This is a genomic window from Streptomyces sp. NPDC041814, assembly GCF_055590565.1.
The window spans coordinates 109,282-123,839 of sequence record NZ_JBVJAM010000003.1; the positions used below are offsets into that span (position 1 = coordinate 109,282).

12 protein-coding genes are annotated in these 14,558 nt (G+C 70.4%); 7 read left to right on the forward strand and 5 right to left on the reverse strand.

Translation table 11 applies throughout. The annotated features are described in order from the left end of the window. The first annotated feature begins 59 nt into the window (after window positions 1-59). The 7 genes from gcvT (at window position 60) to ACZ6C6_RS10225 (ending at window position 9,345) form a co-directional block, all read left to right on the forward strand. Window positions 60-1,175, forward strand: coding sequence for a glycine cleavage system aminomethyltransferase GcvT (gene gcvT / locus ACZ6C6_RS10195; RefSeq protein WP_469201101.1), 1,116 nt, complete (start codon window positions 60-62; stop codon window positions 1,173-1,175). Window positions 1,176-1,277: 102 nt separating this feature from the next. Further along, a complete protein-coding gene (gcvH, locus tag ACZ6C6_RS10200; protein WP_469201103.1) occupies window positions 1,278-1,655 on the forward strand; it encodes a glycine cleavage system protein GcvH in 378 nt (125 codons plus the stop codon). A gap of 19 nt (window positions 1,656-1,674) precedes the next feature. Further along, window positions 1,675-2,934 (forward strand): serine hydroxymethyltransferase, encoded by a 1,260-nt coding sequence (gene glyA, locus ACZ6C6_RS10205; RefSeq protein WP_469201105.1) that lies wholly within the window; start codon window positions 1,675-1,677, stop codon window positions 2,932-2,934. Between the two features lie 165 nt (window positions 2,935-3,099). Next, a complete protein-coding gene (locus ACZ6C6_RS10210; protein WP_469201107.1) occupies window positions 3,100-4,482 on the forward strand; it encodes an L-serine ammonia-lyase in 1,383 nt (460 codons plus the stop codon). 100 nt (window positions 4,483-4,582) lie between these two features. Beyond that, entirely contained in the window at window positions 4,583-6,289 is a 1,707-nt protein-coding gene (gene metG / locus ACZ6C6_RS10215; RefSeq protein ID WP_469201109.1) for a methionine--tRNA ligase, read from the forward strand. A gap of 198 nt (window positions 6,290-6,487) precedes the next feature. Continuing rightward, entirely contained in the window at window positions 6,488-7,816 is a 1,329-nt protein-coding gene (locus ACZ6C6_RS10220; protein WP_469201111.1) for an SGNH/GDSL hydrolase family protein, read from the forward strand. A 518-nt stretch (window positions 7,817-8,334) separates the two neighbouring features. Continuing rightward, window positions 8,335-9,345 (forward strand): terpene synthase family protein, encoded by a 1,011-nt coding sequence (locus tag ACZ6C6_RS10225; protein WP_469201113.1) that lies wholly within the window; start codon window positions 8,335-8,337, stop codon window positions 9,343-9,345. A gap of 228 nt (window positions 9,346-9,573) precedes the next feature. Here ACZ6C6_RS10225 and ACZ6C6_RS10230 read toward each other — a convergent pair whose 3' ends face one another. From ACZ6C6_RS10230 to ACZ6C6_RS10250, 5 genes are all read right to left on the reverse strand, one after another. Beyond that, window positions 9,574-9,789 carry an EF-hand domain-containing protein gene (locus ACZ6C6_RS10230; RefSeq protein WP_018102550.1) on the reverse strand — a complete coding sequence of 72 codons (216 nt, stop codon included), beginning with the start codon at window positions 9,787-9,789 and terminating at the stop codon, window positions 9,574-9,576. Between the two features lie 418 nt (window positions 9,790-10,207). Next, window positions 10,208-10,723, reverse strand: coding sequence for an ATP-binding protein (locus ACZ6C6_RS10235; RefSeq protein ID WP_469201115.1), 516 nt, complete (start codon window positions 10,721-10,723; stop codon window positions 10,208-10,210). 274 nt (window positions 10,724-10,997) lie between these two features. Beyond that, entirely contained in the window at window positions 10,998-11,765 is a 768-nt protein-coding gene (locus tag ACZ6C6_RS10240; RefSeq protein WP_469201118.1) for an enoyl-CoA hydratase/isomerase family protein, read from the reverse strand. A 132-nt stretch (window positions 11,766-11,897) separates the two neighbouring features. Beyond that, a complete protein-coding gene (locus ACZ6C6_RS10245; RefSeq protein WP_469201120.1) occupies window positions 11,898-13,151 on the reverse strand; it encodes a L,D-transpeptidase in 1,254 nt (417 codons plus the stop codon). A gap of 177 nt (window positions 13,152-13,328) precedes the next feature. Continuing rightward, window positions 13,329-14,555, reverse strand: a complete 1,227-nt coding sequence (locus tag ACZ6C6_RS10250) for a L,D-transpeptidase (RefSeq protein WP_469201122.1) — start codon at window positions 14,553-14,555, stop codon at window positions 13,329-13,331. Window positions 14,556-14,558 lie beyond the last annotated feature (3 nt).

The window sequence follows — 14,558 nt, forward strand, 5'->3', positions numbered from 1 at the left end:
TCCGATGACAGATGGGGAGGGATCGTCCTCGCCGTCGTCATGCCCTGGGAGTCCGTTTCATGAGCAGCACCCCCCGTCTGACAGCCCTCGACGCCCTGCACCGGTCGCTGGGCGCCACCATGACCGACTTCGCGGGCTGGGACATGCCGCTGCGGTACGCCAGTGAGCGCGACGAGCACAACGCCGTCCGCACGAAGGCCGGCCTCTTCGACCTGTCCCACATGGGCGAGATCACGGTCACCGGTCCGCAGGCCGTGGACCTGCTGAACTACGCGCTGGTCGGCAACATCGGCACGGTCTCGACCGGCCGGGCCCGCTACACGATGATCTGCGCCGAGGACGGCGGCATCCTGGACGACCTGATCGTCTACCGCCTCCAGGACACGGAGTACATGGTCGTCGCCAACGCCGGCAACGCCCAGCTGGTGCTCGACACGCTCACCGAGCGGGCCGCGGGCTTCGACGCCGAGGTGCGCGACGACCGCGACGCCTACGCGCTGCTCGCCGTGCAGGGACCCGAGTCCCCGGCGATCCTCGCGGCGGTGACCGACGCCGACCTGGACGGCCTGAAGTACTACGCCGGACTGCCCGGCACCGTCGCCGGGGTCCCCGCGCTGATCGCCCGTACCGGCTACACCGGCGAGGACGGCTTCGAGCTGTTCGTCGCGCCCGGCCACGCCGAGCAGCTGTGGAAGGCGCTCACCGAGGCGGGCGCCGCGCACGGCCTGATCCCGTGCGGCCTCTCCTGCCGTGACACGCTGCGCCTGGAGGCGGGCATGCCGCTGTACGGGCACGAGCTGACGACCTCGCTGACCCCGTTCGACGCCGGGCTCGGCCGGGTCGTGAAGTTCGAGAAGGACGGCGACTTCGTCGGCCGCAAGGCGCTGGAGGCCGCCGCGGAGCGCGCCGAGACCGCCCCGCCCCGCAAGCTCGTCGGGCTGGTCGCCGAGGGCCGCCGGGTGCCGCGCGCCGGATTCCCGGTCGTCGCCGGCGGTCAGGTCATCGGCGAGGTCACCTCGGGCGCCCCCTCCCCCACGCTGGGCAAGCCGATCGCCATGGCGTACGTCGACGCGGCGCACGCCGAGCCGGGCACCGCCGGAGTCGCGGTGGAGATCCGAGGCAGCCACGAGCCGTACGAGGTCGTGGCGCTCCCCTTCTACAAGCGCAAGAAGTAGAACCGTAGGAACCCGGCCGGTGCCGCGTACGTGACGCGGTCCCGTCTCACACCGTAAGACCACCGTTCATCCGCACTCCCCGCGTACAGGAGAATTCAGACCATGAGCAACCCCCAGCAGCTGCGGTACAGCAAGGAGCACGAGTGGCTGTCGCCCGCCGAGGACGGCGTGTCCACCGTCGGCATCACCGAGCACGCGGCCAACGCGCTCGGTGACGTCGTCTACGCGCAGCTCCCCGAGGTCGGTGACAAGGTGACCGCGGGCGAGACCTGCGGCGAGCTGGAGTCGACCAAGTCGGTCAGCGACCTCTACTCCCCGGTGACCGGTGAGATCACGGAGTCCAACCAGGCCGTCGTGGACGACCCGTCGCTGGTCAACTCCGCTCCGTTCGAAGGCGGCTGGCTGTTCAAGGTACGTGTCGCGGAGGAGCCGAAGGACCTGCTCTCCGCCGACGAGTACACCGAGTTCTCCGGCAACTGAGACCCCAAGGGACCACCTGATGTCGCTTCTCAACTCCTCCCTCCACGAGCTGGACCCGGACGTCGCCGCCGCCGTCGACGCCGAGCTCCTGCGCCAGCAGTCCACGCTCGAAATGATCGCCTCGGAGAACTTCGCTCCGGTCGCCGTCATGGAGGCACAGGGCTCCGTCCTGACCAACAAGTACGCCGAGGGCTACCCCGGCCGCCGCTACTACGGCGGCTGTGAGCACGTCGACGTGGTCGAGCAGATCGCGATCGACCGGATCAAGGCGCTCTTCGGCGCCGAGGCCGCGAACGTCCAGCCGCACTCCGGTGCGCAGGCGAACGCCGCCGCGATGTTCGCGCTGCTGAAGCCGGGCGACACGATCATGGGCCTGAATCTGGCGCACGGCGGTCACCTGACCCACGGCATGAAGATCAACTTCTCCGGCAAGCTCTACAACGTGGTCCCGTACCACGTGGACGACACCGGTGTCGTGGACATGGCCGAGGTCGAGCGCCTGGCCAAGGAGTCCAAGCCGCAGCTGATCGTCGCCGGCTGGTCCGCCTACCCGCGTCAGCTGGACTTCGCCGCCTTCCGCCGCATCGCGGACGAGGTCGGCGCGTACCTGATGGTCGACATGGCGCACTTCGCCGGTCTGGTCGCCGCGGGCCTGCACCCCAACCCGGTGCCGCACGCCCACGTCGTCACCACCACCACGCACAAGACCCTCGGCGGTCCGCGCGGCGGTGTGATCCTCTCCACCCAGGAGCTCGCCAAGAAGATCAACTCGGCGGTCTTCCCGGGTCAGCAGGGCGGCCCGCTGGAGCACGTGATCGCGGCCAAGGCGGTCTCATTCAAGGTCGCGGCGGGCGAGGAGTTCAAGGAGCGCCAGCAGCGCACCCTGGAAGGCGCCCGCATCCTGGCCGAGCGCCTGGTCCAGCCGGACGTCACCGAGGCCGGCGTCTCCGTGCTGTCCGGCGGCACCGACGTGCACCTGGTCCTGGTGGACCTGCGCAACTCCGAGCTGGACGGCCAGCAGGCCGAGGACCGGCTGCACGAGCTGGGCATCACGGTCAACCGGAACGCCATCCCCAACGACCCGCGGCCGCCGATGGTCACCTCGGGCCTGCGGATCGGCACCCCGGCCCTGGCCACCCGCGGATTCCGGGCGGAGGACTTCACCGAGGTCGCGGAGATCATCGCGTCCGCCCTCAAGCCGTCCTACGACGCGGACGACCTGAAGGCCCGGGTCGCCGCGCTCGCCGAGAAGTTCCCGCTGTACCCCGGCCTGAAGTAGCCGACCCGGCGCATTCGCGCCTCCGGGAGGGGCACCCGCACACTGAACAGTGGGCGGGTGCCCCGTCCCTTGTCCCCCGCTTTGTCTCATTGCACTCCGGGCCGTCCCGCCCGTACCGCACCACCCGGCAGACAACGGCGTCTACCAACCCTTAGGAGTCACCCCGTGGCCATCTCGGTCTTCGACCTGTTCTCGATCGGCATCGGCCCGTCCAGCTCCCATACGGTCGGCCCCATGCGCGCCGCCCGCATGTTCGCGCGCCGCCTGAAGAACGAGGGCCTGCTCGCCCACACCGCATCCGTCCGGGCCGAGCTGTACGGCTCCCTCGGCGCCACCGGCCACGGCCACGGCACCCCCAAGGCGGTCCTGCTCGGCCTGGAGGGCGAGTCCCCGCGCACCGTGGACGTCGAGACGGCCGACGAGCGGGTCGAGGCGATCCGCACCGGCGGCCGGATCAACCTCCTCGGTATGCACGAGATCCCCTTCGACGCCGACGAGCAGCTGATTCTGCACCGCCGCAAGGCGCTCCCGTACCACGCCAACGGCATGACCGTCTTCGCGTACGACACCGAGGGCGCCCCGCTCCTGGAGAAGACGTACTACTCGGTCGGCGGCGGCTTCGTCGTGGACGAGGACGCGGTGGGCGAGGACCGGATCGTGCTCGACGACACGGTCCTGAAGCACCCCTTCCGCACCGGCGACGAGCTGCTGCGCCTGGCCCGCGAGACCGGTCTGTCGATCTCCTCGCTGATGCTGGAGAACGAGCGCGCCTGGCGTACCGAGGAGGAGATCCGCTCCGGGCTCCTCGGCATCTGGCGGGCCATGCAGGCGTGCGTGACGCGCGGGATGTCCCGCGAGGGCGTCCTGCCCGGCGGCCTCAGGGTGCACCGCCGCGCCGCGAAGACCGCCCGCCAGCTGCGCGCGGAGGGCGACCCCCAGACGCACGCCATGGAGTGGATCACCCTCTACGCGATGGCGGTGAACGAGGAGAACGCGGCGGGCGGCCGGGTGGTCACCGCCCCGACGAACGGCGCCGCCGGCATCATCCCGGCCGTCCTGCACTACTGGATGAACTTCGCCGCGGGCGGCTGCACGGAGGCCGAGAAGGAGGACGGCATCGTCCGCTTCCTGCTGGCCGCCGGTGCGATCGGCATGCTGTTCAAGGAGAACGCCTCCATCTCCGGCGCCGAGGTCGGCTGCCAGGGCGAGGTCGGCTCCGCCTGCTCCATGGCCGCCGGCGCCCTCGCCGAGGTCCTGGGCGGCACCCCCGAGCAGGTGGAGAACGCCGCCGAGATCGGCATGGAACACAACCTGGGCCTCACCTGCGACCCGGTCGGCGGCCTCGTCCAGATCCCGTGCATCGAGCGCAACGGCATGGCCGCGGTGAAGGCGGTCACGGCGGCGAAGATGGCCCTGCGCGGCGACGGCAGCCACAAGGTCTCCCTCGACAAGGTCATCAAGACGATGAAGGAGACCGGCGCGGACATGTCCGTCAAGTACAAGGAGACGGCCCGCGGCGGGCTCGCGGTGAACATCATCGAGTGCTGAGGCGCCGGAAATCCGGTAAAGGGGGCTCTCCCCCATTCGATAAGATGCAAACGGCCTGCGACAGAGGCACCGGCACCTTAGAAACTGGGAGCATCCGACGATGACTCGACACCTGATCACCAGCGCGCTTCCCTACATCAACGGGATCAAGCACCTGGGGAACCTGGTCGGGTCGATGCTCCCGGCGGACGTCTACACGCGGTATCTGCGCCAGCGGGGCGAGGAGGCGCTGTACATCTGCGCCACCGACGAGCACGGCACCCCGGCGGAGCTGGCCGCGAAGGCGGCCGGGCTGCCGGTCGCCGAGTTCTGCGCGCAGCAGCACGACGCGCAGAAGGCGGTCTACGACGGGTTCGGGCTCGCGTTCGACTACTTCGGGCGCAGCTCCTCCGCCGAGAACCGCGAGATCACCCAGCACTTCGCCCGGAAGCTGCACGAGAACGGCTTCATCGAGGAGCGGGCGATCCGCCAGGTCTTCTCGATCGCCGACGACCGCTTCCTGCCGGACCGCTACATCGTCGGTACGTGCCCGCACTGCGGTTACGACAAGGCGCGCGGCGACCAGTGCGAGAACTGCACCCGCGTGCTGGACCCGACGGACCTGATCGAGCCGCGCTCCGCGATCAGCGGCAGCAGCGAGCTGGAGGTCCGGGAGACCAAGCACCTCTTCCTCCTGCAGTCGAAGCTGTCCGGCGAGGTCGAGGCGTGGATCGACAAGACGAGCGACGAGTGGCCTCACCTGGCGTCCTCGATCGCCCGCAAGTGGCTCACCGAGGGCCTGCACGACCGGTCGATCACCCGCGACCTGGAGTGGGGTGTGCCCGTCCCGGCGGACACCTGGCCGGAGCTGGCGGCCGAGGGCAAGGTCTTCTACGTCTGGTTCGACGCCCCCATCGAGTACCTCGGGGCGACGAAGGAGTGGGCGGACCTGGAGCCGGGGACCCGGGACTGGAGGTCCTGGTGGTACGACGCGTCCGACGTCCGGTACACGCAGTTCATGGCCAAGGACAACGTCCCGTTCCACACGGTGATGTTCCCGGCGATGCAGATCGGCACCCGGGAGCCGGTCAAGCGGGTCGACCACGTCAAGGCGTTCAACTGGCTGAACTACTACGGCGGCAAGTTCTCGACGTCGCAGCAGCGCGGCATCTTCTCGGACACCGCGCTCGAACTGCTGCCCGCGGACTACTGGCGCTACTTCCTGATGGCCCAGGCACCCGAGTCGGACGACACGTCGTTCACCTGGGAGCTGTTCGCCACCTCGGTCAACAAGGACCTGGCCGACACCCTCGGAAACTTCGTGAACCGGGTGCTGTCCTTCTCGCGCAAGCGGTTCGGCGACGAGGTCCCGGCGGGCAAGGAGGCCGGGGAGGCCGAGCGGAAGCTGGGCGAGGAGATCGCGCGGCTGCTCGCGGAGTACGAGGGCCACATGGAGGCGCTCCAGTTCCGGAAGGCGGCCCAGGCGCTGCGCGCGCTGTGGAGCGCGGGCAACTCCTACCTGGAGGAGAAGGCTCCCTGGCTGGAGATCAAGACCGACCAGGAGGGCGCCGCGCTCACGCTGCGCACCGCGATGAACCTGATCCACCTGTACGCGGTCGTATCGGAGCCGTTCATCCCGTCCTCCGCGCGGGCCATGCGCGAGGCGTTCGCCCTGGCGGACGACTCGGCGACCTGGGTGAGCGCCGACGAGGCCCGCGCCCTGGCGTCCGTGCCGGCCGGGACCGCCTTCACGGTGCCGCCGGTGCTCTTCGCCAAGATCACCGACGAGGACCTGGAGACGTGGCGGGAGCGCTTCGGCGCCCAGTAGTCCCCTCCTAGTCGTACGTCGTCGCCCGGCCGGGTCCTTCCGGCCGGGCGACTTCGCGTTCCGGGACCCCTCACCCCCAGAGCGTCGAAATATTTCGGACCGTTGACCGAAAGTTCCGGTGCGGCTAATCTGCCGCGTGCCCGGCCGGGGCACGCACGTGTGCATGGAGAAACCCCACCACGCAGAGGGAACACCGCCATGAACCGAAGAACGTCGCTCCTCAGCCTGATCACCGCGGGAGCGCTCTGCGCCACCCTCGCCGCCGTCTCCCCGGCCCTCGGCGCCGGTGACGCGCACTCCGGCGGCGCGCCCGGCCCCCGGGAGCGCGGCGCGCACTGGGTCAGCACCTGGACGTCCATGCCCCAGCTGACCGAGCCGTCGAACATGCCCCCGGCCCCCTTCACCGGCGACGACTCCGTGCTGACGGACACGACGCTGCGACAGACCGTCCACGTCTCGGCGGGCGGTGACCACATCCGCCTGCGGTTCTCCAACGCGTTCGGCGGCGCGGTGCTGCCGATCACCGAGGTCTCCGTAGCGCTCCCGCTGGACGGGAAGGCGGGGACCGGGGCGATCCGTCCGGGGACCTCGCACAAGGTGACCTTCCGGGGCTCGGCGTCCATCGACGTACCGGCCGGGGCGCAGGCCGTCTCCGACCCACTGGACTTCCGGGTCGCCCCCGGGTCCAACCTCACGGCGACGGTCTACCTGGCGACCGGGCAGGCGTCCACCGCCCTCACCTCGCACCCGGGCTCCCGCACGACCTCGCACCTGCTGCGCGGCGACCACGTACGGGACGCGGATCTGCCCGGCGCGACGACCACCGACCACTGGTACCTCCTGAGCGGCGTCGAGGTCTGGGCCCGGTCCACCACGTCGGCGACGGCCGTGCTCGGGGACTCCCTGACGGACGGGCGGGGCTCGACGACCAACGGCAACGACCGCTGGCCGGACGTGCTCCAGCAGCGGCTGACGGACCGCACGTCCGTGGTCAACCAGGCGGCCGGCGGCAACCGGCTGCTCGCCGACGGCCTGGGCCCCAACGGGCTGGCCAGGCTCGACCGCGACGTCCTGGCGCAGAGCGGCACGGACCGGCTGATCGTCTTCGAGGGCGTCAACGACATCGGCACGGCGGACGCCACCCCGGCGGCCCAGAAGCGCACGGCCGAAGCCGTCATCACCGCGTACGACCAGATCATCACCCGCGCCCACGCCCAGGGCATCCGGGTGTACGGGGCCACGCTGACGCCCTTCGGCGGCAACACGGGCTACGACGATCCGGACGGGTACCGCGAGGACGCCCGGCGGACGGTCAACGCCTGGATACGCACCAGTGGCCGGTTCGACGCGGTGCTGGACTTCGACCGGGCGGTCCGCGATCCGCACCGGCCCGCCGCGCTCCGCTCCTCCCTGGACGTCGGCGACCACCTGCACCTGAACCCGGCCGGCTACCGGGCTCTCGCCGAAGCCGTCCCGGCCCGGCTCTTCGAGCCGTCGCCGCTCCCGGCGGGCTTCGGCTACAACTGACCCGCCCGGGGAAACCCCAGGAGTAGACCAACTGCTCACAACCGAGCAGGAGTTCATGTCGATCACACATTTTCGGTCACCTGCTCCTTCCCTCTCTCGCTCGCGGGGAGTTCACTGGACGTGACGAGTGGTGACGCGACCGCCGCGCACGTCAGGCGGCGCGCTGCCCCGGGACCGGCTCCGGCCGCCCGGTCCGCGCGGAGGAAAGAGGACAGCCATGCCAGCCGCCCCTGCCCCGGCACGCCCACGGCGTGATCCGGCCGTACGGACCGCGTACGGCCGTCCGGAGGGGCGGCCGGGGGCCCGCCGGTGACCGCCCGCCGCACCCGTCCCGCACCGCCGGTGCGGCGGGCTCCGTCACGGCCCGCCCGCGCTCCCACCGCGCTCCCGCCCTACCGGCGCGGGCCGCTGCCGCACGGCCGCGCGGTGGTCCGCCACTCGTCGTCGCGCGTTCCGCGTGCGCGTATCCGTCTCGCGCACCCCCCTGCCCTGTTCTTATCGTCACGACGAGGTGCACCATGAGCAAGATCGCGCTTCCCGAATTCCACATGCCGTTCGAAAGTGCGGGATGTCATCCGGGAGTTGAGAAGACGAAGAAGGCCGCCTGGGAATGGGCGGAGGCCAGTGAACTCGTCCTGTCACCCGTGGCCGTGAAGAAAATGATCCGGACCCGCCCGGAACTCTGGATTTCGCTGATATTCCCCCGGGCCTCGCAGAAGCATCTGGACCTGTTCTGCCAGTGGCTGTTCTGGGCCTTCCTGGTGGACGACGAATTCGACGACGGCCCGGCAGGGCGCGACCCCCGGCTGTGCGAGAGTGCGATCGGGCGTCTGGTGGACGTCCTGGACGGGGTGCGGGCCCCCGTCGGCCGCATGGAACACGCGCTGGACGAACTGCTCGCCCGGACCTGTGTGGACCGTCCGGCGCACTGGGTGCGGCAGTTCCGGCGGGACACCGCGGCCTGGCTGTGGACGTACTACGCGGAGGCCGTGGACCGGGCGGCGGGCCATGTGCCGAGCACCGCCGACTTCGTGAAGCACCGCCGCGATTCCGTGGCGATGCAGCCGTTCCTGGATCTGCACGAGATCACCGCCGGAATCGACCTCCCGGAATCCGCCCGGAGCCTGCCCGCCTATATCGCGCTGCGAAATGCGGTGGCCGACCATTCCGGGCTCTGCAACGACATCTGCTCGTTCGAGAAGGAGGCGGTGCTCGGATACGAGCACAACACCGTCCGGCTGCTCCAGCGCGACCGGGGCTGCACGCTCCAGGAGGCGGTGGAGGAAGCCGGAATTCTGCTCGGCCGAATCGCCGACCGGGTACAGCGGGCCGAGAAGGAACTCGTGCAGGAGATCGAGGCGGCGGGAATCGAGGGCCCGACGCGCATCGCCCTGGAGCGCTGCGTCCGGGACTACCGGGGGCTCGTACGGGGGGACTTCGACTACCACGCGCGGGCCGAGCGCTACACCCGCCCGGAGCTGACGGAGATCGAGGAGGACAGCTCGATGTCCCGTAATTTCGCGGCCTGACAGGACCGCGCGGGGGCGGGCGGGGTGGTGACCGGGACCGGCGCGCGGGGCCGCGTCAGCGATTTCCGGACATTTCTCGCCGCGCCGCCCCCGCGCTCCCCGGCCGGGGCCGGGGAGGCCGCCGGTGGCCGGAACCGGTGGCCCCGGCACCTGTCCCGGATCAGCCCTTGTGCCGGCTGGGCCCCTGTGTCGGCTCAGCCCTTGTGCCGGCTGGGCCCCTGTGTCGGCTCAGCCCTTGTTCTGCGCGGCCCAGAACTCGTCGAACGTGAGGAGCCCGTCGCCGTTCGCGTCGTGGGAGTTGATCACGGCCTGCGCGACCGGCTCGGTGACGTACGGGTCACCCAGCTGCGCCATGACGCTCTTGTACTCGGCGGCCGAGATCAGCCCGTCGCCGTTCAGGTCGTACCGCTCGAACGCCTTGCGCGCCGACTCGATGTCCGCCACTGTTCCGCCCCTTCGTATGACTGTCTGACGGGGCTCAGATTATCGGGCGCCCCGGGCGGGCCGGTGCGTGGGAGGGGATGCGAACCGGGCACGCGCCGTCCACATCGTGGATGATCAATGGATCATGCGCATGAACTCATGAATATTCATCGATTTCCAGGCACGTGACCCACCACACCTGCGTTTCTTCAGTGAAATGTCCATATATGACGCAGGATGCGAAGAATGCAGCTTTGGCTGCGGAGTCTTCCGTCTGTCATAGTCGATGTCACGACCCCCATTGACCCGGGCCAGGTCGTCACGAGCGGCCGTGAACACACCCCCCATTTCACGGTCCCCCACAGAAGCCCCCGAGGCGCCGCACCACGGCCGACACGGGGGCTTCTGTCTGCCCCGGGCCGCCCCGCGGAGGGCGGGGTCAGCGGTCGGAGATGCGCATCTCGAACCAGGTGGTCTTGCCCCGGGGTAAGAGGTCCACGCCCCAGCGGTCGGAGAGCTTGTCCACGAGCATGAGGCCGCGACCGCTGATGTCCATCTCGCGGACCGGCATGAGGCACGGCAGCCCGCGCGAGGGGTCGCGCACCTCGATCCTGATCCAGCCGCGGCGGCGCAGCATGCGCAGCCCGAAGACCCGGGCGCCGGTGTGCCGCACGGCGTTCCCGACGAGCTCGGAGACGAGCAGGACGGCGTGTTCGGCGGCCTGCGGGGAGAGCGCCCACTGGTGCAGGACGACACACGCGGTGAGCCGGCGGGCGGTCGCCGCGGACTCCGGGCGGGAGGGCAGCCGGACTTCTTCCTCCGTCGGGTTTCCGAACAACTCCAGCGCTTTGAACGCCTGTTCGTCCTCAACGGCCGGCAATCTCCGTGCCGCTGTCGCGCTGCTGCGCGGTCGCGGCTGCTCCACACCCTCCAGGCCCGCCATGCACACCATCATGGCCGCACGACGGGCCTTCCGGGGCCGTTCCGGGGGAATACACGACCCGTAATCAGTCGGTCCCCGAGGGGCTTCCGGCATATGCCACTGGCACTGAGCACTCGAAAACAGCCCCTCTGACCTGCGAAAACAGCACCTCCGGTCGGGTTCGGCGGCGCTCCGGGAGCGGGCATCCTTAAGGTTCTCTTAAGGTTCCGCTAATCCGCCCGCACGGATGAACGCGCCTGTTCGCGTTCTCCACCGGCGTTCGGGCGGCCCTTCAACCACCTGTCGGTCAGAGGAATTTCGCCTTGCCCGGGCCCTCCTCCACGAAGCTGCGCATGCCCCGCTCCCGGTCCTCCGTGGCGAACAGACCGGCGAACCAGGTCCGTTCGATCGTGAGGCCGGTGTCGATGTCCGTCTCCAGACCGGCGTCGACGGCCTCCTTGGCCGCGCGCAGTGCCAGCGCCGGGCCCTTCGCCAGCTTGGCCGCCCAGGCGTGCGCCTGCTCGTACACCTCGGCGGCGGGCACCACGCGGTCCACGAGCCCCATCGTCAGGGCCTCGTCCGCCCGGACGTGGCGGCCGGTGAAGATGAGGTCCTTGGCCTTGGCGGGGCCGACCAGACGGGCGAGCCGCTGGGTGCCGCCCGCGCCCGGGATCAGGCCGAGCAGGATCTCCGGCTGGCCGAGCTTGGCGTTGTCCCCGGCGATGCGGAAGTCCGCGCAGAGGGCCAGCTCGCAGCCGCCGCCGAGCGCGTAGCCGGTGACGGCCGCGACGACGGGCTTGGGGATGCGGGCGACGGCGGTGAACGAGTCCTGGAGGGCCTTGGAGCGCAGCACCATGGCCGCGTGGTCCATCGCCTGCATCTCCTTGATGTCCGCGCCCGCCGCGAACACCTTCTCGCCGCCGTAGAGCACCACGGCGCGCACGTCGTCGCGCCGGGACGCCTCGTCGGCGAGCCCGCGCAGCCGGTCCTGGGTCGCGACGTCCAGGGCGTTCATCGGCGGGCGGTCCAGGCGGATGGTGCCGACGCCGTCGCTTACTTCGAGGGTTACGGTCATGAGGTGCAGGTTAACCAACGCTAACAGCGGGCGGCACGGGCCGGGGGCGGTGCCGTGCGTCACGGCGGACGCGGGCGGGCCCGGCACCGTGGATCTCGGTGCCGGGCCCGCCGGGGTGTGAGGTGCGCGGACCTACTTGGTCCACTCCGACCAGCTCATGTTCCAGCCGTTGAGGCCGTTGTCCGGGCTGATGGTCTTGTCGTGCGAGTTCTTCACGACGACGACGTCGCCGATGAGCGAGTTGTTGAAGAACCAGGCCGCCGGCATGGAGGAGCTTCCGCCGCCTCGCACGTCCTGGAGGCCGACGCAGCCGTGGCTGGTGTTGGCGTTGCCGAACACGCCCGGGCCGCCCCAGTAGTTGCCGTGGATGAAGGTGCCCGAGGTGGACAGGCGCATCGCGTGCGGCACGTCCTTGATGTCGTACTCGCCGCCGAAGCCGACGGTGTCGCCGTTCATCCGGGTCACCCGCAGCTTCTCGCTGATGACCATCTGGCCGTTGTACGTGGTGGTGGCCGGGGCGCCCGCCGAGATCGGGATGTCCTTGATCTGCTTGCCGTCCCGGACGACCTTCATCCGGTGCGACTTCGCGTCCACGGTGCTGACCTGGCTGCGGCCGACGGTGAAGGAGACGGTCTTGGCCTGCTTGCCGTAGACCCCGGGCCGGCCCTCGACGCCGTCGAGGTTGAGCTTCACGGTCACCTTGGTGCCCGCGGCCCAGTACTGCTCGGGGCGGAAGTCCAGGCGGTCGTTGCCGAACCAGTGGCCCTCGACGGGGACGGCGGGCTCGGCGGTGACCTTGATGGCCTTCTCGACGGCCTCCGGGTCCGTGATGCCCCGGGTGAAGTGGATGGAGACCGGCATGCCGACGCCGACCGTCGAGCCGTCCTCCGGGGTGTACTGCCCGATGAAGGTGTTCTTGGGGACGAGTGTGGTGAAGGAGGTGTCCTTCGCGGACTCACGGCCCTTGGCGTCCTTGGCCACCGCGTGGACCTTGTACTTGGTCGCCGATGCCAGGTGCTGGTCGGGCACCCAGCTCGCGCCGTCCGCCGCGATCTTCCCCTCGACCTCGCCACCCTTGGGGTCCGAGACCTTGACGACCGTCAGCTTCCCCTGCGCGGCGCTGATCTTCAGCGCGCCGCTCGTCGCGACATCGTCGGTCCCGTCCTTGGGCGCGACGGTCACCACCGCCTGCGAGGCACTGGTGTCCTGGTCCTTGACCCCGCCCGCCTTGCCGTCCGCGCTGCCCCCGTCGGCGTCGCCCCCGCCGCACGCCGTCACCAGAAGCAACAGCGCACCCACCGCCAGGGCCGGCAGACCGGTGGCTCCCCGCAGCCGCCGCCTGCCGCCCGTCCCGGCCGATGTCCCCGATATCGGCTGCCCGTTCAATGTGGTCGTCTCCCCTCACACGGCCTGGCCCCGCCAAGGCCCGGGGAACCCGTGGGTTCCCGCCCCCGCGCGCTGCACACGCGCGCTCAGCAAAGAGATAATCACACCGACTGCGGGCAGATCCTCTCGGAATTGTCACCGTTCCGTCCCAAGTGGCGCCGGGCCTCCGCCGACCCGCTACCGGAGTGCGGAACCCGCCCGCCACTTGGCCCAGTCCAGGTTCCAGCCGCTGAGTCCGTTGTCCGGTGCGACCGTCTTGTCCGGGGAGTTGACCACCTCGACCACGTCGCCGATGAGGGTGCGGTCGAAGAACCAGCCGGCCGGGGTCGAGCCGCTGCCGCCCTGGACGTCCCGCAGCCCGATGCAGCCGTGGCTGACGTTGGTGGAGCCGAAGACGCTGTCGTCGGACCAGTAGTTGCCGTGCAGGAAGGTGCCGGACTTGGTCAGCCGGATGGCGTGCGGCACGTCCTTGATGTCGTACTCGCCGCCGAAGCCGACGGTCCGCCCGTCCATCCGCGTCACTTCGTGCATCTCGCTCACCACCATCTTCCCGTTGTACGTGGTGGTCGTCGGCGAACCCGCGGTGACCGGGACCGTGGAGACCAGCTGCCCGTCCCGGCGCACCTCCATCGTGTGCGCGGCGGAGTCCACCCGGGAGATCTGCTCCCGGCCCACCGTGAAGCGCACGGTCTTGCGCTGGCTGCCGTACACCCCCGGCGCACCCTCCACGTCGGCCAGCCCGATGTCCACGGTGACCTCGGTGCCGGGCTGCCAGTACTCCTCGGGGCGGAAGTCCAGGCGGCTCTTCCCGAACCAGTGCCCCGCCACGGTCACCGGCGGATCGGCGGTCACCCGGATCGCCCGCTCCACCGCCGCCCGCCGGGTGACGGGGCGGTTGAACTCGAAGGAGACGATCATGCCGGTGCCCACGGTCGAGCGGTTCTCCGGCTTGAAGTAGCCGATGAAGCGGTCCTTGGGGACGGCGGTGGTGAAGGTGGTGTGCCGGGCCGCGCGGTGGCCGCCGCCGTCCACCGCGACCGCGTCGACGCTGTACTTGGCTGCGAGGCCGAGCCGCGCCCCCTTCGCCGGTGCCCAGGAGCGGCCGTCCTCGGCGATCCGGCCGGGCACCTCCTGCTCCCGCGCGTCCTCGATCCGCCGCACCCGGACGCTCTCCAGCCGGCCGTCGGACACCTCCACCCCGACCCGGGTGTCCGCCCGGACGTCCTCGGCCCGGTCGGCGGGCGTGACCCGGATGGCCTCCTGCGGCTTCCCCTTCCCGCCGATGAACGAACCGGCGCCCGAACAGCCCGTCAGCACGGCCAGCAGCGCCAGTACGGCGAGCAGGCACCGCCCGTGCGATGCGGCGAACGGGGGCGTCCCTGCCTTCTTCGCTACGTCAGTCATGTC

Coding starts and splice junctions, on each gene's coding strand:
- gcvH (WP_469201103.1), top strand. CDS start 1,278: ATGAGCAACCCCCAGCAGCTGCGGTACAGCAAGGAGCACGAGTGGCTG.
- ACZ6C6_RS10250 (WP_469201122.1), bottom strand. CDS start 14,555: ATGACTGACGTAGCGAAGAAGGCAGGGACGCCCCCGTTCGCCGCATCG.
- ACZ6C6_RS10225 (WP_469201113.1), top strand. CDS start 8,335: ATGAGCAAGATCGCGCTTCCCGAATTCCACATGCCGTTCGAAAGTGCG.
- metG (WP_469201109.1), top strand. CDS start 4,583: ATGACTCGACACCTGATCACCAGCGCGCTTCCCTACATCAACGGGATC.
- ACZ6C6_RS10220 (WP_469201111.1), top strand. CDS start 6,488: ATGAACCGAAGAACGTCGCTCCTCAGCCTGATCACCGCGGGAGCGCTC.
- glyA (WP_469201105.1), top strand. CDS start 1,675: ATGTCGCTTCTCAACTCCTCCCTCCACGAGCTGGACCCGGACGTCGCC.
- gcvT (WP_469201101.1), top strand. CDS start 60: ATGAGCAGCACCCCCCGTCTGACAGCCCTCGACGCCCTGCACCGGTCG.
- ACZ6C6_RS10240 (WP_469201118.1), bottom strand. CDS start 11,765: ATGACCGTAACCCTCGAAGTAAGCGACGGCGTCGGCACCATCCGCCTG.
- ACZ6C6_RS10235 (WP_469201115.1), bottom strand. CDS start 10,723: ATGATGGTGTGCATGGCGGGCCTGGAGGGTGTGGAGCAGCCGCGACCG.